Source organism: Micromonospora sp. NPDC005197, from assembly GCF_040608295.1.
Classification (GTDB): Bacteria; Actinomycetota; Actinomycetes; order Mycobacteriales; family Micromonosporaceae; genus Micromonospora.
Window position 1 is genome coordinate 1 of sequence record NZ_JBEXHY010000083.1, and the last position, 24,531, is coordinate 24,531.

23 protein-coding genes and 1 pseudogene are annotated in these 24,531 nt (G+C 74.8%); 16 read left to right on the forward strand and 8 right to left on the reverse strand.

Translation table 11 applies throughout. The features are described from left to right. Positions 1-33 precede the first annotated feature (33 nt). The gene (locus ABZU46_RS22740) at positions 34-1,758 is read right to left on the reverse strand and encodes a hypothetical protein (protein ID WP_354860834.1); all 1,725 of its coding nucleotides are present in this window, start codon (positions 1,756-1,758) and stop codon (positions 34-36) included. Between the two features lie 210 nt (positions 1,759-1,968). Further along, positions 1,969-3,531: an FAD-dependent oxidoreductase gene (locus ABZU46_RS22745; protein WP_354860836.1), complete on the reverse strand. Its 1,563-nt coding sequence runs from the start codon at positions 3,529-3,531 to the stop codon at positions 1,969-1,971. Between the two features lie 74 nt (positions 3,532-3,605). Between ABZU46_RS22745 and ABZU46_RS22750 the strand changes: the two genes are divergently transcribed. The 4 genes from ABZU46_RS22750 to ABZU46_RS22765 are packed head-to-tail and all read left to right on the forward strand — an operon-like array spanning position 3,606 to position 7,096. Further along, on the forward strand, positions 3,606-4,199 hold the full coding sequence (locus ABZU46_RS22750; RefSeq protein ID WP_354860837.1) for a helix-turn-helix domain-containing protein: 594 nt from the start codon (positions 3,606-3,608) through the stop codon (positions 4,197-4,199). 59 nt (positions 4,200-4,258) lie between these two features. Continuing rightward, positions 4,259-4,852, forward strand: a complete 594-nt coding sequence (locus ABZU46_RS22755) for a hypothetical protein (RefSeq protein ID WP_354860838.1) — start codon at positions 4,259-4,261, stop codon at positions 4,850-4,852. A 53-nt stretch (positions 4,853-4,905) separates the two neighbouring features. Further along, positions 4,906-6,129 carry a HEAT repeat domain-containing protein gene (locus ABZU46_RS22760; protein ID WP_354860840.1) on the forward strand — a complete coding sequence of 408 codons (1,224 nt, stop codon included), beginning with the start codon at positions 4,906-4,908 and terminating at the stop codon, positions 6,127-6,129. After that, complete coding sequence (locus ABZU46_RS22765; RefSeq protein WP_354860841.1) at positions 6,116-7,096, forward strand: hypothetical protein; 981 nt, start codon at positions 6,116-6,118, stop codon at positions 7,094-7,096. The genes ABZU46_RS22760 and ABZU46_RS22765 overlap by 14 nt, the downstream gene beginning before the upstream one ends. Positions 7,097-7,171: 75 nt before the next feature. Here ABZU46_RS22765 and ABZU46_RS22770 read toward each other — a convergent pair whose 3' ends face one another. Continuing rightward, positions 7,172-8,917 (reverse strand): sulfatase-like hydrolase/transferase, encoded by a 1,746-nt coding sequence (locus ABZU46_RS22770; RefSeq protein WP_354860843.1) that lies wholly within the window; start codon positions 8,915-8,917, stop codon positions 7,172-7,174. A gap of 221 nt (positions 8,918-9,138) precedes the next feature. Further along, positions 9,139-9,828: pseudogene (locus tag ABZU46_RS22775) on the reverse strand (CDP-alcohol phosphatidyltransferase family protein); the annotation flags it as partial. 93 nt (positions 9,829-9,921) lie between these two features. On the opposite strand from ABZU46_RS22775, the gene ABZU46_RS22780 reads away from it, so the two are divergent. The 7 genes from ABZU46_RS22780 to ABZU46_RS22810 all read left to right on the forward strand — a co-directional run bounded on the left by ABZU46_RS22780 (position 9,922) and on the right by ABZU46_RS22810 (position 15,666). Further along, positions 9,922-10,905, forward strand: coding sequence for an NAD(P)-binding protein (locus ABZU46_RS22780; RefSeq protein ID WP_354860844.1), 984 nt, complete (start codon positions 9,922-9,924; stop codon positions 10,903-10,905). Positions 10,906-10,907: 2 nt separating this feature from the next. Beyond that, a complete protein-coding gene (locus tag ABZU46_RS22785) occupies positions 10,908-11,306 on the forward strand; it encodes a 6-carboxytetrahydropterin synthase (RefSeq protein ID WP_354860845.1) in 399 nt (132 codons plus the stop codon). 62 nt (positions 11,307-11,368) lie between these two features. Continuing rightward, positions 11,369-12,397 carry a glycosyltransferase family 4 protein gene (locus ABZU46_RS22790; protein WP_354860866.1) on the forward strand — a complete coding sequence of 343 codons (1,029 nt, stop codon included), beginning with the start codon at positions 11,369-11,371 and terminating at the stop codon, positions 12,395-12,397. After that, positions 12,394-13,218, forward strand: a complete 825-nt coding sequence (locus ABZU46_RS22795) for a class I SAM-dependent methyltransferase (protein ID WP_354860847.1) — start codon at positions 12,394-12,396, stop codon at positions 13,216-13,218. Before ABZU46_RS22790 ends, ABZU46_RS22795 begins: the two co-directional genes overlap by 4 nt. A gap of 64 nt (positions 13,219-13,282) precedes the next feature. Beyond that, entirely contained in the window at positions 13,283-14,221 is a 939-nt protein-coding gene (locus ABZU46_RS22800) for a lysylphosphatidylglycerol synthase transmembrane domain-containing protein (RefSeq protein ID WP_354860867.1), read from the forward strand. Positions 14,222-14,278: 57 nt separating this feature from the next. Continuing rightward, positions 14,279-14,977: a GTP cyclohydrolase II gene (gene ribA, locus ABZU46_RS22805; RefSeq protein ID WP_354860849.1), complete on the forward strand. Its 699-nt coding sequence runs from the start codon at positions 14,279-14,281 to the stop codon at positions 14,975-14,977. Further along, positions 14,974-15,666 carry a dihydrofolate reductase family protein gene (locus tag ABZU46_RS22810; protein WP_354860850.1) on the forward strand — a complete coding sequence of 231 codons (693 nt, stop codon included), beginning with the start codon at positions 14,974-14,976 and terminating at the stop codon, positions 15,664-15,666. The genes ribA and ABZU46_RS22810 overlap by 4 nt, the downstream gene beginning before the upstream one ends. A gap of 10 nt (positions 15,667-15,676) precedes the next feature. On the opposite strand, the gene ABZU46_RS22815 is transcribed toward ABZU46_RS22810, so the two are convergent. Further along, entirely contained in the window at positions 15,677-16,648 is a 972-nt protein-coding gene (locus ABZU46_RS22815; RefSeq protein ID WP_354860852.1) for an RNA polymerase subunit sigma-70, read from the reverse strand. A gap of 212 nt (positions 16,649-16,860) precedes the next feature. On the opposite strand from ABZU46_RS22815, the gene ABZU46_RS22820 reads away from it, so the two are divergent. Beyond that, positions 16,861-17,277, forward strand: coding sequence for an SgcJ/EcaC family oxidoreductase (locus ABZU46_RS22820; protein ID WP_354860854.1), 417 nt, complete (start codon positions 16,861-16,863; stop codon positions 17,275-17,277). Positions 17,278-17,319: 42 nt separating this feature from the next. Here the strand turns inward: ABZU46_RS22820 and ABZU46_RS22825 are convergent, their stop codons facing one another. Then, a complete protein-coding gene (locus ABZU46_RS22825) occupies positions 17,320-17,838 on the reverse strand; it encodes a hypothetical protein (protein ID WP_354860855.1) in 519 nt (172 codons plus the stop codon). Beyond that, positions 17,831-19,198, reverse strand: coding sequence for a molybdopterin-dependent oxidoreductase (locus ABZU46_RS22830; protein ID WP_354860857.1), 1,368 nt, complete (start codon positions 19,196-19,198; stop codon positions 17,831-17,833). Before ABZU46_RS22830 ends, ABZU46_RS22825 begins: the two co-directional genes overlap by 8 nt. A 237-nt stretch (positions 19,199-19,435) precedes the next feature. Here ABZU46_RS22830 and ABZU46_RS22835 point away from each other — a divergent pair, with 237 nt between their 5' ends. Next, complete coding sequence (locus ABZU46_RS22835) at positions 19,436-20,500, forward strand: NAD-dependent epimerase/dehydratase family protein (protein WP_354860858.1); 1,065 nt, start codon at positions 19,436-19,438, stop codon at positions 20,498-20,500. Positions 20,501-20,872: 372 nt separating this feature from the next. Here the strand turns inward: ABZU46_RS22835 and ABZU46_RS22840 are convergent, their stop codons facing one another. Beyond that, positions 20,873-22,366, reverse strand: coding sequence for a hypothetical protein (locus ABZU46_RS22840; protein ID WP_354860859.1), 1,494 nt, complete (start codon positions 22,364-22,366; stop codon positions 20,873-20,875). Positions 22,367-22,511: 145 nt separating this feature from the next. Between ABZU46_RS22840 and ABZU46_RS22845 the strand changes: the two genes are divergently transcribed. The 3 genes from ABZU46_RS22845 to ABZU46_RS22855 form a co-directional block, all read left to right on the forward strand. Continuing rightward, entirely contained in the window at positions 22,512-23,186 is a 675-nt protein-coding gene (locus ABZU46_RS22845; protein ID WP_354860861.1) for a glycosyltransferase family 2 protein, read from the forward strand. Then, positions 23,183-23,863: a DUF2064 domain-containing protein gene (locus ABZU46_RS22850; RefSeq protein ID WP_354860863.1), complete on the forward strand. Its 681-nt coding sequence runs from the start codon at positions 23,183-23,185 to the stop codon at positions 23,861-23,863. Before ABZU46_RS22845 ends, ABZU46_RS22850 begins: the two co-directional genes overlap by 4 nt. A 143-nt stretch (positions 23,864-24,006) precedes the next feature. After that, positions 24,007-24,531: class I SAM-dependent methyltransferase (locus ABZU46_RS22855; RefSeq protein WP_354860864.1), on the forward strand; the 525-nt coding region annotated here is incomplete at its 3' end.

A 24,531-nucleotide genomic window follows, 5' to 3' on the forward strand; every position in this document is an offset into this window, starting at 1 on the left:
CGCGCGCGGGGCCCGGGTCAGCCACCGGCGAGGTCAGTGCCGGGCGGTGCCGTTGTCGCTGACCGGCTGCCCGAAGGCCAGGAACGGTACGGGCGTCGGGGCCTCGGGTCGCGTGAAGATCCGCTCGGCGTCGTTGGTCGGCATCCCCGACGTGGCCGTCCGGTCGGCCGGCTCCACCGGGTACCGCATGGGCGCCCCACCCGGGCGCTCGCCGTCGGCATGGTCACCACCGGCGTGCTCGGCCTCGGCGTGCTCAGCATGGGCGTGCTCACCACCGGCATGCTCAGCATCGGCATGCTCAGCATCGGCGTGCTCACCACCGGCGTGCGTGGCATCGGCGTGCGTGACCTCCGCATGCTCGACCTCGGCCCGGGCTTGGTCGGCCCGGGTGTCGTCGGCGTCGAGCCGGTCGGCGTCGGCGCGGTCGCTCGCGGGCCGGTCCACGGGGAGCAGGTCGACACCTGCGCGGGACGGGTTCGACCGGGGGCCGACCATCGGGTACTCGGCGGTCTCCGTGCCGCCGGCCGCGGCGGCCATCACGGCGGCGGCGGCCAGGTCGGCCACCCGCTTCGCCTCGCGTTGCACCCGGGCGCGGACCTCCTTGGCGTGCCGCTCGGCGGAATCCCCGGCCCGTCGGGCCTCGTCCAGCCGGGCCGCCTCGGCGGTCAGGTCCCGGCGCACCTCGCCCAACCGCTGCTGGACGCGGGACAGCTCGTTCTCCAGGGTCTCGCCCTCCTGGCGTACCTCCGCGAGCTGCTGCTGGGCGGTCGCCAGCTCGGCGTGCAGCTGGGCCGACTCCTGCCGGCGCTCCTCGATCTCCTGCTGGAGCGCGGTCAGCTGCTCCTGGTGGCTGGCCGCCTGCTCGTCGGCCCGGTTACGCAGCTCGGTCACGTGCTGCTGCGCCTCGGCCAGCAGCGCGGCGATCTGCTGCTCGGTGGAGCTGCGCTGCTCGGCCAGCTCCTCCTCCGCGGCGGCCTGCAACTCGGCGATCTCCTGCTCGGCGGCGCTGCGCCGCTCGGCGACCTCGCGCTCCACCCCGGCCTGCCACTGGGCCATCTCCTGCTGGTTCTTGGCCCGGGCGGCCTGAACCTCCTGCTGGATCTGGGTGCGGGCCGACTTCATGAGGGCATCGGCGGCGACCCGGGTCTGGTTGAGCTGCTGCGCGCTCTGTTCGGTGATGCGCTTCGCCTCGTGCTGGGCGCGCTCGTGCGCGGCCTCGCCGTCGGCGCGCAACTGCTCGGCGCGCTCCCGGATCGCGGTCAGCTCGGCCTCGGCCACGGCGCGCCGCTCCTCGTACGCCTGTTCCTGCTCGGTGCGCCGCGCGGCCAGCTCCTCCGACAGGTCCTGGCGTGCCTGCGCGGCCCGCTCGCGGGTGTCGGCGAGGATCCGCTCGGCCTCGGTGCGCAGCTCGTTGGCCCGGTCGCTGGCCGACTCGGTGATGAGGGCGGCCTGCTTCTCGGCGAGGGTCAGGATCTCGCCGACCATCGGGCCCAGATCCTGGAACGAGGCGCGGTCCACCTGCACCGGCTGCTCGTGCAGCTCGGACAGCTCGGCGCGCAGCCGCTGCACCTCGGCGGTCAGCTCACGAACCCGCACCGCGGAACGTCCGTGCTCGCCGCTGAGCATCGCGATCTGGCCGTCGAGCTGCTCCAGGTGCCGGTCCACCTGGCGTTTGTCGTAGCCGCGCAGGGCGAGCTCGAAGGTTGGCCGCGAGGCCGCGTCGTCGCGTGCTGCGAGCGGCTCAGCGCCGATGGACATGCACCATCCTCCGTACGATCGGGGGCGTCAGGGCCGGCGGTCAACCGCCCCTGCGGGCCGTGAGTGTGGCGCAACGCTACCGCCGAGCCCACCCCGTGCGAAGGCCCGTCCCGCCTCCGCGCCACACCGTGGTCGATCGTGGAGCCGCGGTGCCCAAAAGGCCCTGATCCGCGGCTCTTGTCATGCACCACGACTCCACGATCGGCCGGTTCAGCGGCGGCGAGCCAGCAGGACCGCGTCGTGGTGGACGACGTCGTGCGGCCCGGGACGTGGGCGGGTGTCGGTGACGAGCACGTCCCACCGGGTCGGGTCCAGCGAGGCGGCCACGTCCTCGGCGGTGTACATCATGTCGGGCATGTGCATCCGGTGCCCCGGCGTCCACAGGTCCGACGGGTGGTGCCCGACGATCAGCAGCAGGCCGCCCGGGGCCACCGCGTCGGCCAGCCGGGCGAACAACTCCCGCCGCTGCGTCGGCGGCAGGTGCATGAACTGCGCCGACACCAGGTCGTACGCCTCCTCGGCGGGCGGCTTGTCGCGCAGGTCGGCGTGCGTGAACTCGATCCGGTCACCTACCCCGGCGGTCTCGGCGTGCTCGGCGGCCCGGGTCAGCGCGGTGGTCGAGATGTCCACAGCGGTCACCCGCCAGCCGCGCTCGGCCAGCCACACCGCGTCGGCGCCCTCGCCGCTGCCCACGTCCAGCGCCCGCCCCGGGGCCAGATCGGCGGCCTCGGCGACCAGTTGTGGGTTCGGGCGCCCACTCCAGACGGCCGGCTTGGCCTGGTACCGCTCCTCCCACGCCGGCTCCTCGAAGGTGGTGGCCACCAACTGCCGGTACGCGGTGACCGCGTCGCGGGTGTCCTCGGCGATGAGGTCGGCGTTGATCGCCGCCGCGGCGGTGAGGCCAGCGGCGGCGGACGTGATGACCTGGCCACGCAGGTCGGCCACGTTACCGGCCACCCAGACACCCGGCACGGTCGTCGCCCCGGTCGCGTCGGCCGGGATCTGGGTGCCGATCACGTGCCCACCCATCGTCACCTCCTCCGGGGCCAGGCCCAGCCCCACCAGCAGGTCGGCGCGGGGCGCCGTGCGGGTCGTGACCACGACCACGTCGAGCGCCACCACCCGGCCGTCGGCGAGCCGTACTCCGTTCAGCGCGTCCCCGTTCACCTCCAGCGCGGCGACCGGGCCGGGCACCACCGCGATGCCCCGGGCGGCCAGCCGCTCGGCCGTCTCCTCGTCCGGGGTCGGGGCGTCGTGCAGCAGGAGCAGCACGTCGGAGGTCCACTGCCGCCACATCTCGGCCTGGTGCACGGACATCGGCCCGGTCGCCAGCACGCCGACCCGCCGGTCCCGCGCCTCCCAGCCGTGGCAGTACGGGCAGTGCAGCACGTCACGGCCCCACCGCTGCGCCACCCCGGGCACGTCGGGCAACTCGTCGGTGAGCCCGGTGGCCACCAGCAGGCGGCGGGCCCGCACCGAATTCCCGTCGTCGAGGGCGAGCCGGAAGCCGTCGTCGTCGCGGGTGACGGTCTGGACCCGGCCGGCGCGGAACTGCCCGCCGTACCCGGCCACCTCGGCGCGTCCGGCCGCGAGCAGCTCGCCCGGCGGCGTCCCCTCGCGGCCCAGGTAGTTGTGCACGTGGTCGGCCGGCGCGTTACGCGGCTCGCCGGAGTCGATCACCAGCACCGACCGCCGGGCCCGGCTCAGCGCCAGGGCCCCGCTGAGCCCGGCCGCGCCGCCGCCCACCACCACCACGTCATATGTCTCGTCCACCGGAATGTCCCCCTACTTGTCGGCTGAGCCCACCATCCGTCGCCGTAACCCGAGTGGCAAGTATCCTTGCCGTTATGGCAAACGAGGACAGCGCCGCGCTGGCGGCCGTCGGTCCCCGGCTGCGTGCCCTGCGCCACCAGCGCGGCATCACGCTGACCCAGCTCGCCGAGCTGACCGGCATCTCGGTGAGCACCCTGTCCCGGCTGGAGTCCGGCACCCGTCGGCCCACCCTGGAGCTGCTGCTCCCGCTGGCGCGGGCGTACCAGGTGGCGCTGGACGAGCTGGTGGACGCCCCGGCCACCGGCGACCCCCGCGTACGCCCCACGCCGATCGTCAGGCACGGCGTGACGCACCTGCCGCTGACCCGCCGACCGGGCGGCCTCCAGGCGTTCAAGCAGATCTTCCCGCCGGACCCGTCCGCCGGGGGACGGACCCCACAGGTCCACGAGGGGTACGAGTGGCTCTACGTGCTCTCCGGCCGGCTGCGCCTGCTGCTCGGTGACCGCGACCTCATCCTGACGCCCGGGGAGGTGGCCGAGTTCGACACCCGCGTCCCGCACCTCTTCTTCAATCCCGGCCCCGGCACCGCCGAGGCGCTCAGCCTCTTCGGGCCGCAGGGGGAGCGGCTGCACGTCCGCGCCCGCCCCGCCACCACCGACCGGGGGTAGTCGGGCGAGCTGGCCTGCTGGCCGGTGCTCAGCGTGTGGGTCGTTCCTACCGTGTGGGCGTGGCCACCGGGCGGACGAGCGGACTGAGTACGATGCAGGGCCACTACTGGCACGCCATCCTGCTCGGAAATGTCCCGCTGGCGCGTCGGCTGCAAGCGAGGGCGGAGCTCGACAAACGGAGCCTCGGGGGCGTGCTGGTCGGCATGTTCATCGTCATGGTCGACTGGCTGCGTCTGGACCTGTACAGCCCGGCGGAAATCCGCCGGTTTGCTGAGCGGGTGGCTCGGCTCACCCACGCGACCCTGGGCGTCACCGAGGGCGAGGTGTCGCGGCTCATTGATCGGGAGTTGGGAGAGACGGCCGACGACGACGTCCGCCCCGTACGGCACGGAACGACGGAGCTGGCGGTGGTCATCACCGCCGCCGGTGATCTCGAGCTGAAGCCCGGCGAGATCGATCGTCTGATCAGCACCGCGGAAGGGATCGCCAGACAGTGGGGCATCGATCTCCCCGTCTACCGACCCGGGCTCATCATGCGTTGTCGCTTCGAGATCGCAGAGGGCCGTTGGTACGGGTACCCGGCCCGGAGACGCTGGAGCGCCGAGCGGATGGGCGCCTTCGTCGGCTGGCTGCGGGACGACAGCACCGCCTGAACGAGAAGCCGGGCGGGATAACAGCACGATTCCTGGTGTGGCATGGTGCCGGGATGTTTGACAGCCGTGCGGCCCTGGAAGCCGTGGTCCGGCATGCCGTGGAGCTTGAGGACGATTACGACGAGATAGCGCCGACCCTCGCCTCGCTCCAGGCATGCGGGGACACCATCCTGGTGCCACTGCTTCAGCAGGCACTGGCCCGGTTCCTCGACGAGAAGAACTTCTACGGCCGCGACCTGATTGCCGGCGTCCTGGCTGGCATCCAGAAGGTGGCGGCGCTCCCGGTGTTGCTGGGCGCCGCAGCGCGCGACCTGGGGGATGACCAGGACAGTCTGCAGGCCGAGATCATCGACCTGCTGGGTACGGACCGGGACGCCAGCCGGCGCATCGTGCTGGAGTCGGTCACGAGTGACACGGCCGAGGTGCGTCGCGTGGCGTTGTGGGCGCTGGGGTTCGTGGTCGAGGCGGAGGATCTCGACCTGCTGGCCGCCGCCGCGGCCGACACCGACCCGACGGTCAGGTCGATCGCGGTCGGCTCGGTCCCCGATCCCGCCGGCGACGACCGGGCGTTTCGCCTACTCGTTCTGGCGTTGAGGGACCGTGATGAGCGGGTGCGGGTCTCGGCAGTGAGCAGACTCGGCTACACCGGCCGGGCTGACGCCGTGACGCCACTGGTGGCGGTTGCCGCGGACCCGGCGGCGCGGGTGCGGTCGATGACCGCGTACGCGCTGGGGCGACTCGGCGTGCGCGAGGCGACGCCGACGTTGCAGCGGCTGCTTCAGGACCCGGACCAGCACGTCCGCGAGGAGGCTGGGGAAGCCCTCGGCTCGGTCGGGGGGCCGGCGGCGGTCACGACGCTGCTGACGATGGCCGCTGCGGCGGATCCCCGGTTGAGGGCCCGAGCGGCCACATCGCTCGCGAAGGCCGTGGACTCGGATCCGAGGGTGCGGCCGCAGCTCGCGGTGCTGGCGCGAGACGACGAGGCGGTGGTACGGGCGGCGACCATCAGTGGCCTTGCCGGCGCCGGTGTCGGCTCATCGGAGTGGGGGCAGCTCCTGGCGGAGGTGGCGGACGACCGCGACCCGATGGTTCGCCAGCGTGTCGCGGTTCTGGTCCGACGTCTCGCTCCTGACGCCGCGCCGGAGATCCTCCACCGCTACACCACCGATCCCGACCCGACTCTGCGTCGGCTCGCTGCCACCGAACTCGGCCGACTAGCCGAGCCCAACGCCGCTGACGCGGGGCACGGACGAGGCGGCGCTGATGAGCAACGGTAGCGACGAGCACATCGTTGCCCATCGACCGGTCACCGAGACCGGGACGTGGGCGCTCAATCCGCACCTCACCGTCGCCGACGTGCGCACGGACGTCGCCGCGACCGTCCGGGTGGGTCCTCGTGGCGCGTTCTCCGTGAACAGCGTGGGCGTGAGCGGAACGCCCTTCCCGTTGAGTTTCAGCGTTCGCGAGACGGACGGCTCCTGGATGGTCGGTGCGACTGCGGCGCGGGCCGTGGAATTGGCCGACGTGCTCATGCCTTCCGGCAACGGCACGATCATGGTCGTTGGCCTGGAGACGAACAGCTTCCTGGACGAGGAGTACCAGCAGTGGCTGCCGTCGCGGATCGCGGCGGAGCAAGGCGTCAGCTTCGAGGCGCATGATGTTCGCGTGCTGGCGTCTGGCGTCGTCGGCCTCAGCGAAGAGGCCCTACTGATCGACCGGGAGCAGCTATCCCGCTTCCTGGCCGGTTGGTCACCCTACGAACTGACGCTGCTCGACCTTGCGGGTACGCCGACCGCCGAGCGCCTCGACGAGATGATCGTGGCTGTCGGAACCGCCGGGTTCGACGAGCCGGTCCTGCCTGCTCTTCCCGGCTCGCGCCTGTTGTTCTCCGGGCATGACGACTGCTATGTCTCGGTCGAGACGACGGACCGGGCGGTACCCACGGCGCTCCTGGGCCGTCTCCTGGCACTGCTGGTTGGCTCGGCGCTGGTCGACACCTCGGTGGTGGAGGTGACGGCACCGCAGGTCGAGACCGTGGAGAGCCTGATCGAGGAGAGCCGGCACTGGGTCGGCGAGATCGTCAGCACGACGCGGGACGCAGTGACCGTTGATCTGCACGCTACGTCCGAACCGTGGCGGCTTGGTCAATCGGTCCCGGCGCAGGTCACTCGCAGGGCTGTCTACGACGTCGCGAACAGAGTGTGGCGGATGTCCGACGCGTTCGCGCCACTGCCAAAGGGGTGACGTCGACCGTCACAGCGTGGAGCGACATTCCGCGAGGGCCGGACCGGTCACCCTCCAGTCCGACCCTCGCGATTCTCAGCGCGGGGCGGCGAGGGGTGACGTCGACGGCCCGAAGGTGGTCAGGAACCGGTCGCGGAAGGTGTCCATCGGCCACACCGGCGCCTGCGGGCCGGGCCGCAGGCCGTCCTGCCAGCCCCAACCGGCGACCCGGTCCAGCACCGCCGGATCCCGGGCGACGATGGTGATCGGCACGTCCCGGCTGGCCCCCTCACCGGTCACCACCGGGGCCGGCTGGTGGTCGCCGAGAAAGACCAGCACCAGATCGTCGTCACCATAGGTCTGGACATAGGAGATCAGCGCCTGGAGTGAGTAGGCGACGGCCTGCCGGTAGCCGGCCCGGATCCGACCGGTGTCCCGGTCGTCGGCGTCACCGTCGTCCTTCGCGCCGGCGTCACTATGGTAGATCGAACCGTCGCCCACCTCGTCCCAGCCGATCATGCGGGGCACCGCCGTCCACGGCGAGTGGCTGGAGATCAGCGGGATCTCCGCCATGATCGGACGGTCCGCACCGGCGCGGACCCGCCGCTGGAAGAACGACAGCGTGTACTGGTCGGGCATCGGTGCGTAGCTGAACTTCGGGCCCCGGTAGCCGAGCGCCTCGGCGTCGTAGTAGCGGTCGTAGGAGAAGAAACCCTGCTCCGGCCAGGGCTGGGTGGCCGCCGGGAGTACCCCGACGGTCTGCCAGCCCGCCCGGCGGAACGCGCCGTTGAGGGTGAGCCGGTCGCTGGCCAGCAGGCTGCGGTGACGCTGCTCGTTGTCCGTCCACAGACCGGACAGCAGCGTGTCGTGCGCCAACCAGCTGCCCCCGCCGAACGTGGGGGAGGTGAGAAAGCCGCTGCGCGCGCCGTACCCGGCCGCGCGCAGCCGCTCGGTGCCGGTGTCCAGCACAGCGTTGACCTGCGGCGCCAACTGCGGGTCCTCGACGGCGTCGCGCCCGTAGCTCTCCACGAAGGCGAGGACGACGTCCTTGCCGCGCAGCCCGGTCAGCAGTTGGTCACCCGGGACACCCTGGAACGGGTCGGCGTCGATCTGGGCGGTGAACCGTTCCCGGTCGTGCAGCCGCGCGTCCACCTGCTCGGCGTGCGCGCCGACCAGGGCGGTGGTTCCGGCGTCGGCCACCGGCAGGCCCGGGACGATCCGCACGCCGACGACGGCGCAGAGGACCCAGGCGACCGTCAGCGCGGCCACCGCCCGGCTCGCCACCCGCTCGTGGCCGACCAGCAGCGCCGCCAGCCGCCGCAACGCCACGGTCGCCACCAGCAGCAGCACACCGACCAGCAGCACGACGCCGACCACCGCGCCGACCGCCCCGGCCCGCCCCGCCGAGTCCCGCACGAAACCGAACGCGTCGTCCAGCAGCAGCCAGTCCAGCACCAGATCGAACGGCCGGTCGAGGGCCGTGCGAAACCCCAGGTCGGCGAGCTTCACGATGGCCAGCAGGCCCAGCAGCGGCCCGACCACGGCCACCACCACCCGCCGCGGCCGCGGCGGCAGCGCCAGCAGCAGCGCGGCGACCAGCAGACCCTCCAGCGGGATCCGCACAAACGCGCCGGGCGTCAGCTCGCCGAGCCGGTCCGGGCCGACCAGCACGGCGTACACCAGCAGAACCGCCAGCACCGTGCCCACCCACCCCAGCGCCCGCCGCGCACGGCCGCGTGGCACGGGCGACACCGCGGGGATACGCGCCGAAGCGTCACCGGTCGACGCGGGGCGCGGACGTTGCCGGCCGGTCAGCCGGCGTAGCCGGGCGGGAAGGGTCATCAGGGCCTCCAGTCGGAGTGGACCGTACCGCCCGAGCGGGCCGCCAGCGCGGGCGTGGGCACCGGCAGCAGCGGCGGTACGACGACGGGTGGGTGCCCGCCCAGCGGCAGCAGGGGCACCGCCACCGGCGCGGCGGGCGGGGCGATCGGCGGCGCGGCGGGCAGGGCGGTGATCGCCGCGCCGGCCGGGCCGGGGACCGGCAGCGGGTCAGCCCGTCGAGGTGCCGGGCGGCGACGCCACAGCCAGGCCACGTCACGGCCGAACGACTCGACCAGCAGCGCCAGCGCCGTCACCAGGACCACTGTGGTCCACGGCTCCGGCAGCACCCGCGCGGCGGCGACCGTCAACAACACGCCCTGCGCGGCGGCCACCACCTTGCGCCAGTAGCGCGGCGGCAACGCGCCACGCAGCCAGGGCAGCACGGCGCTGGCCGCGACGAAGACGTACCGCATCGCGCCGATGGCCAGCACCCAGCTCCCGGCCGCCGGGGCGACGTACACGCTGAGAACCAGGATGAGGAACGCGTCGACCTCCATGTCGAAGCGGGCCCCGAGCGCGCTGACCGTGCCGGTGCGCCGGGCCACCTGACCGTCCACCGCGTCCAGCAGCAGGGCCACCGTGCTCAGCGCGACCAGCAGCCCCACCGGCGTCGGGTGGCCGAACGAGTCCACCACCAGCGCGGTGACCACGCCGACCAGGACGGCCCGGGCCAGCGTCACCCGGTCGGCGGGGCCGAGCCGCGACGCGCCGGACAGGTGCAGGCCCCGGCTCAACGCGAGGCAGGTGAGCGCCGCGTAGCCGGCCCCGGCCAGCCAGCCCGCCGTGCTCAGACCCACGGTGGCGGCCAGCGCCGCCAGCACGACCAACTGCGCGCTCAGCCCGATCACCGGACCGCTTCGAACTGTGGGCACCGTACCTCCGTGTTTATGATCGACGACCCCGACAGGGAACACGGAAATCAGGGCCGTTCGGTTCGACCGGGACAAAAGGTGAGGTGTGCGAGGGTGATCCGCGAGGCGTACGCCTGCTGGGTGCGCGAGCCCGGCGCGGCGGAGATCCGGCCGGTGTCGCTGCCCGTCCCGGGGCCGGACGAGGTGCTGGTGCGAGCCCGCTACTCCGGGGTCAGCCGGGGCACCGAGACGCTGGTGTTCGCCGGCCGGGTGCCCGCCGACCAGTACGCGGCGATGCGCGCCCCGTTCCAGGAGGGTGACTTCCCCGGCCCGGTGAAGTACGGCTACCTCAGCGTCGGCGTGGTCGAAGAGGGCCCGCCGGAGCTGCTCGGGCGTACGGTGTTCTGCCTGCACCCGCACCAGAGCGCGTACGTCGTGCCGGCGACGGCAGTGGTGCCGGTGCCGGACGACGTGCCGCCCGCCCGCGCCGTGCTCGCCGGCACGGTGGAGACCGCCGTGAACGCCCTGTGGGACGCCGCGCCCCTGGTCGGCGACCGGGTCAGCGTGGTCGGCGCGGGCATGGTCGGCTGCTGCGTCGCAGCGCTACTGGCGCGTTTCCCCGGTGTGGACGTCGAGCTGATCGACACCGACGCGCGCCGGGTCGGGGTGGCCGGGGCGCTCGGTGTGCGGTTCGCCCGGCCGGGCGACGCGACCGGCGACCGGGACCTGGTCGTGCACGCCAGCGCCACGTCCGCCGGGCTGCAACAGGCGCTGGACCTGCTCGCGCCCGAGGGCACGGTGATCGAGCTGAGCTGGTACGGCGACCGCCCGGTGCAGGTGTCGCTGGGCGGGGCGTTCCACTCCCGACGGCTCACCGTGCGCAGCAGCCAGGTCGGCATGGTCGCGCCCGCGCGGCGGGGCCGCCGCAGCTACGCCGATCGGCTGGCGCTGGCCCTGGACCTGCTCGACGACCCGGCCTTCGACGCGCTGATCACCGGCGCGTCCCGGTTCACCGAACTGCCCGACGTACTCGCCCAACTGAGCACGGGTGACCTGCCCGCGCTCTGCCACCTCATCAGCTACGACGACGGGGAGTGACCGTGTTCAGCGTGACCGTTCGGGATCACATGATGATCGCCCACAGTTTCCGGGGCGAGGTGTTCGGCCCGGCTCAGCGCCTGCACGGGGCGACGTTCGTGGTGGACGCGACGTTCCGCCGGCCCGACCTGGACGCCGACGGCATCGTCGTCGACATCGGGCTGGCCACCGAGCAGCTGCGCGCCGTGGTCGGCGAGCTGTCCTACCGCAACCTCGACGACGAGCCCGCGTTCGCCGGGATGAACACCACCACCGAGGTGCTGGCCCGTACCGTCGCCGACCGCCTGGCCGAGCGGGTGCACGCCGGTGAGCTGGGCGCCGGGGCGCGTGAGCTGGCCGGCATCACCGTCACCCTGCACGAGTCACACGTCGCCTGGGCCAGCTACGAGCGGTCGCTGTGATCGACGCGGGCCGGCCGACGCCGGCCCACGCCGCCGGGGTCGTCGGCCCGCACCGCCGTACGGTGCACGTCGTCCTGCCCGGCGACATCGACGACCCGGCAGCGCCCAGCGGCGGCAACACGTACGACCGGCGGGTCTGCGCCGGGCTCGGCGAGCGCGGTTGGGTGGTGCACGAGCATTCGGTGCCCGGAGCGTGGCCGCACCCCGACCCGGCGGCGCTCGCGGCGCTGGCCCGGCTGCTGGCCACCGCGCCGGACGACGCCGTGGTGCTCGTCGACGGCCTGATCGCCTCGACGGTGCCGGACCTGCTCGCCCCGCACGCGACACGGTTGCGCCTCGTCCTCCTGGTGCACATGCCGCTTGACGACGAGGCCGAGGGCCGGGCGCTGGCCACCGCGCGAGCCGTCGTCGCCACCAGCGAGTGGACCCGCCGTCGCCTGCTGGCCCACCACCGGTTGCCGGCCGACCGCGTCCGGGTCGCGCCGCCGGGGGTGACGCCCGCACCGCCGGCGGCCCCCGGCTCGGCAGCCGGCCACCGACTCCTCTGCGTCGCCGCGGTCACCCGCCACAAGGGCCACGACGTGCTGGTCGACGCCCTGTGCGTGCTGGCCGAGATGCCCTGGACGCTGGTCTGCGCCGGCACGCTGACCCGGGAACCCGAACTGGTGCACCGACTCCGCGACCGGCTCGCCGGCGCCGGCCTGTCGGAACGGGTCCGGCTGGCGGGCCCGCTGACCGGCCCGGCGCTCGACGCCGCGTACGCCGCCGCCGACCTTTTGGTGCTGCCGTCGCGGGGCGAGACGTACGGGATGGTCGTCACCGAGGCGCTGGCCCGCGGCGTGCCGGTGCTGGCCACCGAGGTGGGGGGCCTGCCCGAGGCGCTGGGCCGCGCCCCCGACGGTGACCTGCCGGGGCTGCTGGTCCCGCCGGACGACCCGGCCGCCCTGGCCGACGCGCTGAGCCGGTGGTGGGGTGACGACGAGCTGCGGGCCCGGCTGCGGCACGCCGCGCTCGCCCGGCGCGACACCCTGACCGACTGGCCGGTGACGACCGCGCGCTTGGCCGCCGTGCTGGAGGAGGTGGCGGAATGACCGTCGAGGAGACCCTGCCGTTCGCCGACTGGCTGCGTCTGCGCGAGCCGGCCGACGCGGCGGCCCGCGCCGAGGACCTGGTGGACGCCGTCCGGCCCCGGCTGACCGGCCACGACCCGATCCTGATCCACGACCTGGGCAGCGGCACCGGCTCGATGAGCCGCTGGCTCGCGGCCCGGCTGACCGGGCCGCAGCACTGGGTGCTGCACGACCGGGACGCCGACCTGCTGGCCCGGGCCGCCGACAGCATGGCCGGGGTGACCGCCGCCGACGGAGCGCCGGTCACCGTCGACACCCGCTGCGGCGACCTGACCCGGCTGAGCGCCGCCGACCTGTCCGACGGCGCGCTGGTCACCGCGTCCGCGCTGCTGGACATGCTGACCGCCGAGGAGGTCGAACGGGTGGTGGCCGCCTGCGTCGACGCCGGCCGCCCCGCCCTGTTCGCGATATCGGTGACCGGCCGGGTCCGGCTCACCCCGGCCGACCCGCTCGACGCCGCCGTCGAAAAGGCGTTCAACGAGCATCAGCGGCGTACGGTCGACGGCCGCCGGCTGCTCGGCCCGGACGCCGCCGACGCCACCGCCGCCGCGTTCGCCCGGCGGGGCGTGCCGGCGCGGGAGCGGCCCAGCCCGTGGCGGCTCGGCCCGGAGCAGGCCGACCTGGCCGCCGAGTGGTTCCGCGGCTGGCTGGGCGCGGCCTGCGAGCAACGCCCGGAACTGGCCGGCGCGACCGGGGCGTACGCCCAGCGCCGGCTGGCCGACGCCGCCGCCGGCCGGCTCGGCGTGCTGGTCGAGCACCTGGACCTTCTGGCCGGCGGATGAACCGTCGACGCCCTGGGTACGTGCACTAGAGGGAGTGGACGATCTTCAGGGAGGACCGGCGTCGATGGTGTGGGCCTGGGCACGAGTGGTCGGCGGGGTGGGCCTGCTCGCCGCCCTGCTGTGGCAGGTGGGCGGCGGCCCGTTCCTCGCCGGCGTACGGCTGATCAACGCGCCGGCGCTGGCCGCGGCCCTGCTCATCGGCGTGCTCACCACGGTCTGCGCGGCCTGGCGGTGGAGCCTCGTCGCCGGTGGCCTCGGCGTACGACTGCCGCTGGCGACCGCGGTGGCGCACTGCTACCGGGCGGTGTTCCTCAACGCCACGCTGCCCGGCGGGGTGATCGGGGACGTGCACCGGGCGGTACGCCACGGCCGCGACGCCGGCGACGTCAGCCGGGGCATCCGGGCGGTGGTCTGGGAGCGTACCGCCGGGCAGGTGGTCCTGGTGGGTGTCGCGCTGGTGGTGCTGGCGGCGTTTCCGTCGCCGGTGCGGCCGTACCTGCCGGCCGCAGCCGCCCTGCTGCTCGCGGGCGGGCTGGCCGTCGTGCTGCTGGCGCGGCGCCTGCCCAACGCCGGCCGGTCCCGGTGGGCCCGAGGCGTACGCACCGCCGTGGCGGACGTGCGGTCCGGGCTGCTGGCCCGGCGGACCTGGCTCGGCGTGCTGGTCGCCTCCGCCGTGATGGTCGCCGGGCACCTGGCCACCTTCCTGGTGGCGGCACGGACCGCCGGTTCGGACGCTCCGCTGACACGGCTGCTGCCACTGACGCTGCTGGCCCTGCTCGCCATGGGTCTGCCCCTGAACGTCGCCGGGTTCGGACCCCGCGAGGGAGTGGCCGCGTGGGTGTTCGGCGCGGCCGGACTCAGCGCGGCCGAAGGTGTCGCCACCGCCACCGTCTACGGTGCCCTCGTGCTGGTGGCCAGCCTGCCCGGCGCGGCCGTGCTGCTCGCCCGGCGGGCCCGCAATCCCGCCACCGCTCGGGAAGCTGCCTCCGGCGGCGGCTGTTGAGTGGTGGTGAGACGGTACGCGTCGCCGCCTGTTGGCGGCGCCGGACAAAGGAGTCCCATGCCCGAAGCACTGCCGGTCGCCACGGTCCGTACGCAGGTCACGGTGCCGCTGGCGTTTCCCGACGGCTACACCACCACCGTCCGGGTGTTCACGTTCAAGGGCCTCATCGACGGTCGGGAGCACCTCGCTCTCGGCCTGGGTGACTGGGCCGGGGCGCTGGACCGGCTCGCCGCCGGTGGCGAGCCGCCGCTGGTCCGCCCGCACAGCGAGTGCCTCACCGGTGACGTGTTCGGCAGCCAGCGCTGCGACTGCGGGCCGCAGCTGCGCGAGGCGGTGCAGCGGATCGCCGAGACCGGTGGTTTCCTGCTCTACCTGCGCCAGGAGGGCCGGGGCATCGGCCTGTACGCCAAGCTCGACGCGTACGCCCTGCAGGATGCCGGGCTGGACACCTACCAGGCCAACGTGGCGCTGGGCCGGGGCGAGGACGAGCGCGACTACAGCGCCGCCGCGCAGATGCTGGCCACCCTCGGCGTGTCGCGCGTGCGCCTGCTCAGCAGCAACCCGGACAAGGCCGAGCAGTTGACCCGGCTCGGCGTGGACGTCGTCGAACGCGTCCCCACCAGCGTCTTCCTCTCCCCGGCCAACGCCGAGTACCTCGCGGCGAAGGCCGCCAAGGCGGCGCAGACCGAGGCGGCGGAGACCGAGGCGGCGGAGGCGCCGGCGGGTCGTACCCCTGACCGGCCCGTCTCCCGATGATCAGCCGGCCGTACGTGCTGCTGAGCTGCGCCGCCTCCCTCGACGGGTACATCGACGACGCCTCCGACCAGCGGCTGCTGCTGTCCAACGAGGACGACCTGGACCGCGTCGACGCGGTACGGGCCAGCTGCGACGCGATCCTGGTCGGCGCCGCCACGGTCCGCCGTGACGACCCGCGCCTGCTGGTGCGCTCCGCCGGGCGCCGGGCCGAGCGGGTGGCGTGCGGGCGGCCCGCCTCGCCCACCAAGGTGACCCTGACCGCCCGGGGGGATCTCGATCCGACCGCCCGGTTCTTCACCGCGGGCGATCCCGACCGGCTGGTCTACTGCGCCAGCGGTGTGCTGGACAAGACCCGCGAGCGGGTCGGTCGGCTGGCCACCGTGGTGGACGGGGGCGAGCCGGTCGACCCGGGGTGGGTCCTCGCCGACCTGGCGGCGCGGGGTGTGCGGCGGCTGATGGTGGAGGGCGGCGGGACGGTGCACGCGCAGTTCCTCACGGCGGGCCTCGCCGACGAGTTGCACCTGGTGGTCGCCCCGTTCTTCGTCGGCGACCGCCGGGCGCCCCGGTTCGTCGGCGAGGGAAGCTTCCCCTGGCACGCGGGTCGCCGCGCCCGGCTGGCCGAGGCCCGCCAGATCGGCGACGTGGTGCTGCTGCGCTACGCGCTCTCCGACCGCTTCGGCGAGACCTGACGCCCGCCGCTCAGCCCAGCGTGGTCGGCACAGCGAAGGCGCGCAGCACCGCCGGGTCCTGGAAGACCACGTTGTGCGCCACCCTGGCCCGCACGACGGTCAGCACCTGCACCGTGTGCAGGCGGTACCCCTGGTCGTCCTGCCGACAGTACGCGGCGAGGGTCGGCTGACCGTTCGCCGCCGTTGGCAGCACCCGCCAGTTACGGCCCCGCAGGGCGAAAACCCGGGACATGAACCGGCCGTACGCCGCCCGGCCCGAATACCAGAGGGGGACCGGCGGCATCTCCAACACCGCCGTGTCGGTGAGCAGGTCGACCAGCGCGGGCACGTCGGCGGCCTCGAACGCCCGCACGTACCGGTCCACCGTGGCGCGTACCTCGGGATCGTCGGCCTCCCGCACGGCGTCGTCGCGCAGTCCGGTGTCGGCCAGCCCGGCGCGTGCCCGCTGCAGGGCGCTGTTCACGCCGGCGACCGAGGTGCCCAGCTGCCCCGCCACCTCGGCGGCGCTGAACCGCAGCACGTCGCGCAGGATCAGCACCGCGCGCTGCCGCGGCGGCAGCAGCTGCAGGGCCGCCACCAGCGCCAACCGCAGGCTGCTACGCCGCTGCACCACCATCTGGGGGTCATCCGTGCCGGTGAGCCGGGCGTCCGGCAGCGGCTGGAGCCAGGGCACGTCCATGCGCGGAGTCAGCGGCGCGTCCGGGTCCTCGCTGGCCGGGCCGAGACCGGTCGGCAGCGGTCGTCGTCGGCGGCCCTCCAGCGCGGTCAGGCAGGCGTTGGTGGCGATCGCGTAGAGCCAGGTACGCGGCGTGGCCCGGGCGGCGTCGTAGCGGTCCCGCGCCCGCCAGGCCCTCAGCATTGTCTCCTGGACGACATCCTCGGCCTCGTCGACGGCGCCCAGCATCCGGTAGCAGTGCGCCAGCAGTTCGGGACGCAGCCCGGCCGTCGTCGTCACGAAACCGTCGCCCGCCAGCACATCCATGCGCCACCTCCACCGGCAGCATGCCAGCGCGGCACGATCCCCGCCCAGCTGCGGGCGGGGTGAGAAATGCCCACCGTCGGCAGCGATGAGTTCACTGCCGCTCGCCGGTATCCCCCGGTGAGACGTGCCGTCGGCCCGCGCCCCGTTGGTGCGGCGCGGCACGTCCAGCCCGGCGTCGGATCGACGGCGCCACCGACAGAGAGGTCACCCGCATGAGCAACACCTCGCTCGCCCCGAAAGGCGACGCGCCAACCGCCACCGATGCCATCCTCGACCTGTTCCGGCGCCTCTACGCCGCCTGGGGCGACAACGACGCGGACGCCTTCGCTGCCCTCTACCGCCCGGACGCCACAGTGGTCATGCCCGGTGTGCTGCACCGGGGCCGCGAGGCGGTGCGGGCGCACATGGCCGCCGGGTTCGCCGGACCGCTGCAGGGATCCCGTGGGGTCGACGAGCCACTGGACATCCGAGTGCTCGGAGAGACCGCGATCGTCGTGAGCGCTGCCGGCATCCTGATGGCCGGTGAGGACGAGCTGCCGACGGAGCGGCGTCGGCACGCCACCTGGGTCCTGCACCGCACGGACGGCGCCTGGGCCGTCGCGGCGTACGCCAACGCGCCGGCGGCCTGACCACTGCGGGCGCCCGACCGGCAGGCCGGGCGCCCGGGGCCGTCAGCGCCGGGCGCGGGACGCCGAACCGCGCCGGCCCAACGCCGCGCGCAGGCCGTACGTCGCGCCGCTGAGCAGGAACAGTGCCGCGCTGAGCACCAACCAGCGCACCAGGTACGGCCGCTGGGTCAGGCCGCTGGCGGCCTCGTGGGTGGTCTCGCCCCACCGCAGGATGCCGGGGGAGTAGACCACGAACAGCAGCGCCGTGCCGAGCGCCGGCACCCGCAGGTGGTTGAGCAGCGTGACATGATCGCGTACCACCGCGCGCAGCACCCGGTCGGCGCTCGCGTACACCGGGAACAGCACCAGGTCGTGGGCGATGACCGCGCCGACGAACCAGAGCAGCATCCGGCTGAACGTCGCCTCCTGCGCCAGCCGCAGCGCCACCCAGCCGGCGAGCACGATGGCCGCCGTCACCAGGACGAAATGCCACGGCGCGGCGCCGTAGGCCGCCCGCAACCGCCCGGCCCGCCCAGCCGTCGGCCCGGCCCGTCCGCCGGTCGGCCCGGCTCGCTCAGCCATCGGCCTGACCCCGGAAGTCGATTTCGGCGACCCACTTCGTGCAGTGCACCCCGGGCAGGGCCGGCACGATGACCCGAGCCGGGTAGCCGTGGTCGGGGGCGAGGTCGACCCCGTTGACCCGCAGGGCGAGCAGCGAATCCGGATTGAGGACCTGGTTGGCGGCGAGCACCGCCGTGCGGAACAGCCCGGCCTGCTCCAGCGACGACACGCGCGCCGAGGCCGGGTCCGCGACCCCGGCGAGCGCGGCCAGGTCACGAAGGCGGACGCCGGTCCAGGTCTGCCGGGTGGACCAGCCCTCCACGCAGGAGATGGGTAGGGCGGCGGTGTGCTGCGCCATGGCCAGCAGGCCGGGCCGGTCCAGGGTCACGGTCCGGCCGCCGCCCCGCAGCGTCAGCCGCCAGCTCGCGTCGGTCTGCTCGGGGCGTACGCCGGCGGCGGCGACGGTGCGGTTGACCGGGAAGCCGTTCGGCCCGGTGCCGGGCTGTCGTCCGCGGGGCACCAGCAGCGCGGTGCGCCGCAGCGGGCCGTCCAGGCTCTGCCCGATGGTGAGGACGGCCAGCAGCAGCGCCCCGCCGCCGACCAGGCCGACCGCGCCGCGCCGGCTGACCGTGGCCGGCCCGGGTTCGGCGGCGACCAGGCCGTCCGGGTCGGGCGGCTCGGGTCGTGTCGCGGCGCGCGGGGTGCGCAGTTCCGTGCCCAGCGGGCGGGACCGCAGCGCGGTCACCAGCCGGGGAAACTTGATGATCACGTGCGCCACGAAGGCGCCGGTGAAGATCCAGGCCCCGAAGTAGTGGGCGGTGTAGAAGTCGAAGCCGAACACGTACGAGTACTGGATGTTGAGCAGGCCGGTGGCGATCTGGAACAGGATCCCGCCGACCAGCAGCAGCAGGGTCAGTCGTTCCAGCACCTGGGCCAGCGAGCGCGCCGGCGGCCAGTCGAACAGCTTCGGCAGCACCGACCACAGCTTGCCCAGCACCACCGGGACGAGCACGATGCCGAGCGTCACGTGCAGCCCCTGGGTGACCCGGAACAGCCAGGACGGCCGGGTCGGCCAGTCGAAGGCGGGCACCCGCAGCCAGCCCACGTTCGCCGGGAACGCCTGGTCGAACTGCGGGCTGTAGGCGGCGTAGTCGAGCAGCCCGGTGATGATCACCAGTGGCAGCGCCACCAGCAGCACCGACCCGTAGACGGCGGTGAGCCAGGGGCCGCGCAACGGGCTGCGCCAGCTCCGTTTGACGGCGTCCACACCCGGTGGGCCGTGCTGGGCCAGCCCGCGCCAGAGCCGGCGCGGCGCGCCGTAGCCGTCCGCGTCCGTTGCCCGGGTTTCGCTGCCGCTCGGGCCGGGTCTGCTAACCGGCACCCGCTGCCCCTTCCTCGCCGTCACGCGCCGTTGTCGTCCACACCGGTCGGCCCGGCCGGGCGCGTGGGCCGGTGGCGGGCACTGCCGGCAGGTTAGACCGCAGGGGTACGGCCGGGCCGGGTTTATCGCATTACCGAACGCTTACCGGGGCGTCGGCGCCCGCCGAGCTGTTGCGAACTCCTTACGGGTCCGCCGAACCGGCCCGCCGGGCGTCCCGTCCGCCCTACCGTGACCGGCATGCGCGTACTGGTCACCGGCGCGGCCGGGTTCATCGGGTCGCAGGTCGTCGACCTGCTCGTGGAGCAGGGCCACGAGGTGGTGGCGCTGGACGCGCTGCTGCCCCAGGCACACGGCGGCGAGCTGCCTGCCTGGTCACGCGGGCACCAGGTGGTCCGCGGCGACGTCCGGGACGGCCCTCTGCTGGACCGGCTGCTGACCGGCGTGGACGCGGTCTGTCACCAGGCGGCGATGGTCGGCCACGGCCTCGATCCGTCGGACGCCCCCGACTACGTCACGCACAACGACTACGGCACGGCGGTGCTGCTGGCGGCGCTGCACCGGGCGGGGATCGGTCGGTTGGTGCTGGCCAGCTCGATGGTGGTCTACGGGGAGGGGCGCTACGCCTGCCCCGAGCACGCCACGGTGCGCCCCGCGCCCCGCCGGCCCGAGGACGTGACGGCCGGCCGGTACGACCCGACCTGCCCACACTGCGGCCGCAGACTCGATCCGGTGCTCGTGCCGGAGGACGCGCCGTTGGAACCCCGCAGCACGTACGCCGCGAGCAAGCTCGCCCAGGAGCACCTGGCCGCCGCCTGGGCCCGGCAGACCGGCGGCGCCGTGTGGGCGCTGCGGTACCACAACGTCTACGGCCCCCGGATGCCCCGCGACACCCCGTACGCCGGAGTGGCATCGATCTTCCGGTCGGCGCTGGCGGCCGGCGTGGCGCCGCGGGTGTTGGAGGACGGCCGGCAACGGCGCGACTTCGTGCACGTCACCGACGTGGCGCGGGCCAACCTGCTGGCCCTCACCAGCAGCGCGCCGCCGGCCACGCTGGTGCCGGTGAACGTCTGCTCGGGCGAGCCGCACACGGTCGGAGAGCTGGCGGTCACCCTGGCCGAGGCGATGGGCGGGCCGGCCCCGCAGGTGGTGGGTGGGGCCCGCGCGGCCGACGTGCGGCACGTGGTCGCCGACCCCCGCCGGGCCGTGGAACTGCTCGGCTACACGGCCCGGGTCGGCTTCGCCGAGGGCGTGGCCGGCTTCGCCACCGACCCGCTACGGGAACCAGCCGCCGTCGCAGGCTGACCGCCCGCCGCCCGCCGCCCGCCGCCCGCCGCCCGCCGCCCGCCGCCCGCCGCCCGCCGCCCGCCGCTGGTCCACGCCGAGTGGTGCGCGCGGTGGTGCTGCTCGCGCGGCGCGGTGTGCCGAGCCGGCGGTGGTGCTGCTGGCTCGGGCGGTGGTGCTGGCTCCGGCGGTGGTGGCTCGCGGTGATTGGCGCGCGCGACGAGCCGGTACGGCCAATGAGCGGTATGACTGTGAGTCATATTTATGACTCACAGTCATACCGCTCAACGGAGTGGCAGGGCGGGCGGCCCGGGTGGCGGCGCGGCCGGGCGGCGCGGGTTGCGGCGCGGCCGGGCGGTGCGGCGGTGTGGCCGGGCGGTGCGGCCGGGGTGGTCAGGAGACAGTCCAGACCAGGTGGTTGACGGCCAGCGCGGTGAGCGCCTGCGCGGCCAGCCACCAGCGCCGGGAACCCGCCGGCAGGCGGGCGGTGGCCACCAGCAGCCACACGACGAACGGCAGCCAGATCCGCTCCACCTCGGCCTTGCTCAGCCCGGACAGGTCCGCGCCGAGCACCGCCACCAGGGCGGCCAGCGGTAGCAGCACGGTGGGGCCGGCTGCGCGTACCGCTGCTGCCGCAGGCGTGGCCAGCCGGCCGACGGCCCGCCACCCGCGCGCGGCCGCGCCCGGCCCGAAGCGCGGCCCACCCGGCGCCGGTCCGCCCGGCGGGGTGGGGGCACGGGCCGGCAGCGCCGCGCGCAGCCCTGGCCACGGCGACCGTGCGGCCGACAGCACGCGGCGCAGCGCCGGCCCGAGCACGGGCCCGGCGCTGAGCAGCAGCGCGGCCAGGTTGGCCCACACCCAGTAGGCGTACGGGCGGTCGGCGGCCCAGCCCTGGTAGTACCGCTCGACGACCAACTGGTAGCCGACCCACCAGTGAAAGCCCGCCGCGCTGAAGGCCGCCGTCACGGCCGCGACCCCGACGGCGGCGGCGAGCAGCGCGCCCCCACGGTGCGTACGGCGCAGCGTCACCACGGCCAGCGCGAGCACGCCGACCAGGAGGAACCCGTACGACAGGTACAGCGCGAACCCGACCACCGCCCCGCCGGCGAGAGCGGCGACGCGGCCACGGACCGCCAGCAGCGCCAGGCCGGCCGCGACCACGGCGGCGAAGATGCCGTCGGCCGAAACGCCCACCCAGACCGCCCCCGGCAGCAGCACCAGGAACGGGAGCACCGCGCGGGCCGCGTCGGGCGCGCCGAGCGCCCGCAGGGTCACCGGCACCGACACCGCGACCGTGGCGCCGACCAGCACGCAGGCCAGCGCGGCGGCGGCGCCTCCGCCGAGGCCGATGCGGTCCAGCCAGACGAAGATCAGCAGCGCGCCCGGCGGGTGCCCGGCGGTGTGGGTGGACCACGCGTCGGGTTGGAAGTCGACGATCCGGCCGGTGAAGCCGGCCAGCATCGCCGGGATGTCGGTCACCCCGGGGACCTCGTGCAGGTACTCGGCCTGCGGGGTGAGCCGCCGGGTCAGCCCTGCCGTCCAGCCGTCCACCAGGGCCAACGACAACGTCCAGGCGACTGCGGTCAGCCACGCGGCAGCCAGCAGGACACCCCACCGGGCGGTGCGGGCCCACCGCGCTCCCCACCCCACCACCGCGACCGCTACGGCCAGCGCGGCGGGGCTGCCCCAGCCGACGTGCGGCCGCCACGTCGCGTACAGCGGAGCGGCGTCGGCGTGCAGCCCGGCGCCGCGTGCGTTGAGCAGGGCGCCCACCAGCACGGCGGCGGCGAGCAGCGCCGCCTCCACGCCCAGTATCAGGAGGTCGCCGGCCCGGCGGCGGGGCGGGGTCCGCCCGGGGGCGGCGGCGAGAGTGGTGGTCGAGGCCATGACCACCGGACGGTACGGCGACAGCCCGCCCTCGCGCTCGCCAATCGGTGGCCCGTCACCGGACGGTAAGAAATGCCCAGGTGGTAAGGGTTCGGTAAGCACATTTCGGCCTCCGCCGCGGGCTTGCCGCCCTAGCGTCGGCGGTATGCCGACTGAGATCGACGTGGTGCTGCCCTGCCTGGACGAGGCGGCCGCCCTGCCCGGCGTCCTGACCGCGCTGCCGCCCGGCTACCGGGCCATCGTGGTGGACAACGGCTCGCGCGACGGCTCGCCCGAGGTGGCCGCGCGGCACGGCGCCCGGGTGGTGCACGAGCCCCGGCGCGGCTACGGCGCGGCGGTGCACGCCGGCCTGGAGGCCGCCGACGCCGAGGTGGTGTGCGTCCTCGACGCCGACGGGTCGTTCGATCCCACCGAGTTGCCGGCCCTGGTCGCCCCGGTGCTGGCCGGCACCGCCGACCTCAGCGTGGGCCGGCGACGGCCGGTCGGGGCCGGGGTGTGGCCGTGGCACGCCCGCGCCGGTACGGCGTTGGTCGCCGCGCTGCTGCGCCGTCGGGGCGTACCGCTGCGGGACCTCAGCCCGATCCGGGTGGCCCGCCGGGAGGCGCTGCTCGACCTCGGCGTCACCGACCGGGCCTTCGGCTACCCCCTCGAACTGCTGATCCGGGCCGCCGCCGCCGGCTGGCGGATCTACGAGCTGGACGTCACCTACGCGCCCCGGGCCGCCGGCACCCGGTCCAAGGTGTCCGGTTCGGTGCGGGGCACCCTGCGCGCGACCCGTGACTTCGCCGGGGTGCTGCGTACCGTGGAGGGCCCCCGGTGACCGTCCTGTTGGTGGTCGCCAAGGCGCCCGTCGCGGGGGCGGTGAAGACGCGGCTCTGCCCACCGGCCACCCCGGCGCAGGCGGCCCGGATCGCGGCCGCCGCGCTGCGCGACACCCTCGACGCCGTCCGCGCCACCCCCGGTGTCACGCCGGTGCTGGCCTGGACGGGTCGGCTGACCGAGGCGGAGGACGCCGCCGCGTTGACCGCCGCGCTGGCCGGCTGGGTGGTGCTCGACCAGCGCGGCGTCGGCCTGGGCGATCGGCTCGCCAACGCGTACGCCGAGGTCGCGGCGGCGTACCCGGGTCGGCCGGTGCTCCAGATCGGGATGGACACCCCGCAGGTGACGCCGACCGGGCTGGCCGCGGCGGTGGTGCGGCTGGGCGCCACCGACGCGGTGCTCGGCCGGGCGCGCGACGGCGGCTGGTGGTCGCTCGGGCTGCGCGACCCCCGCCACGCCCGGGTGTTGCGCGACGTGCCGATGTCGACGCCGGACACCGGCCACGACACGTGGGCGGCCCTGACCGGGCGCGGCCTGCGTACCGCGCCGTTGCCGGTGCTGCGCGACGTCGACGAGTGGTCCGACGCCCTCGCGGTGGCCGTCGAGGCGCCCGAGGGTCGGTTCGCCCGACAGGTCGCGGCGGTCCGCCTCGCCCTGCAGCCGGGAGGTCGGCGGTGAATCCCGTCGACACCGCCCCGATCGAGGCGCTATCGACGTCGCCTGCGGTGCCGGCGCGGGGGCACGACGGGTCGTCGGCGGGCACGGGGGCGGATCCATTCGCTGCCGCCCTCGCCGACCGTGCGGCCCGGAGGCGGTGGCTCGTGCACGGCGACGGTGTCCGCAGCCGGCTACCGGTGGACCGCTGGCACGGACCGGCCGAGCCGGCGGTCGCCGGGCTGGTCGAGCGGTGCGCCGGGCCGACACTCGACCTCGGTTGCGGGCCGGGGCGGCTCACCGTGGCGCTGACCCGGGCCGGGCGGACGGCGGTCGGTGTGGACGTCTCCGCGACGGCGGTGCGGCTGACGCGGGCCCGGGGCGCGGTGGCGGTGCACGGCGACCTGTTCGAGCCGCTGCCCGGCGAGGGCCGGTGGGCGCACGCGGTGCTGATCGACGGGAACATCGGCATCGGCGGTGAACCGGTCGCGCTGCTGCGCCGCTGCCGGGAGCTGCTCGCACCCGACGGAACGGTGCTGGTCGAGCTGGAGCCGCCCGGCGCGGGGCTGTGGCAGGGCCTGGCCCGGGTGGCCGCCGAGGCCGTCCGCACGCTCACGGCCCCGGTGACCAGTTCCCGTCCGGCGGTACGCGGGTTCCGGGCGTCGATGCGCCGGTCGAGGATCCGGTTGGCG

Coding starts and splice junctions, on each gene's coding strand:
- ABZU46_RS22740 (WP_354860834.1), bottom strand. CDS start 1,758: ATGTCCATCGGCGCTGAGCCGCTCGCAGCACGCGACGACGCGGCCTCG.
- ABZU46_RS22750 (WP_354860837.1), top strand. CDS start 3,606: ATGGCAAACGAGGACAGCGCCGCGCTGGCGGCCGTCGGTCCCCGGCTG.
- ABZU46_RS22760 (WP_354860840.1), top strand. CDS start 4,906: ATGTTTGACAGCCGTGCGGCCCTGGAAGCCGTGGTCCGGCATGCCGTG.
- ABZU46_RS22765 (WP_354860841.1), top strand. CDS start 6,116: ATGAGCAACGGTAGCGACGAGCACATCGTTGCCCATCGACCGGTCACC.
- ABZU46_RS22770 (WP_354860843.1), bottom strand. CDS start 8,917: ATGACCCTTCCCGCCCGGCTACGCCGGCTGACCGGCCGGCAACGTCCG.
- ABZU46_RS22795 (WP_354860847.1), top strand. CDS start 12,394: ATGACCGTCGAGGAGACCCTGCCGTTCGCCGACTGGCTGCGTCTGCGC.
- ABZU46_RS22800 (WP_354860867.1), top strand. CDS start 13,283: ATGGTGTGGGCCTGGGCACGAGTGGTCGGCGGGGTGGGCCTGCTCGCC.
- ribA (WP_354860849.1), top strand. CDS start 14,279: ATGCCCGAAGCACTGCCGGTCGCCACGGTCCGTACGCAGGTCACGGTG.
- ABZU46_RS22810 (WP_354860850.1), top strand. CDS start 14,974: ATGATCAGCCGGCCGTACGTGCTGCTGAGCTGCGCCGCCTCCCTCGAC.
- ABZU46_RS22815 (WP_354860852.1), bottom strand. CDS start 16,648: ATGGATGTGCTGGCGGGCGACGGTTTCGTGACGACGACGGCCGGGCTG.
- ABZU46_RS22820 (WP_354860854.1), top strand. CDS start 16,861: ATGAGCAACACCTCGCTCGCCCCGAAAGGCGACGCGCCAACCGCCACC.
- ABZU46_RS22825 (WP_354860855.1), bottom strand. CDS start 17,838: ATGGCTGAGCGAGCCGGGCCGACCGGCGGACGGGCCGGGCCGACGGCT.
- ABZU46_RS22835 (WP_354860858.1), top strand. CDS start 19,436: ATGCGCGTACTGGTCACCGGCGCGGCCGGGTTCATCGGGTCGCAGGTC.
- ABZU46_RS22840 (WP_354860859.1), bottom strand. CDS start 22,366: ATGGCCTCGACCACCACTCTCGCCGCCGCCCCCGGGCGGACCCCGCCC.
- ABZU46_RS22845 (WP_354860861.1), top strand. CDS start 22,512: ATGCCGACTGAGATCGACGTGGTGCTGCCCTGCCTGGACGAGGCGGCC.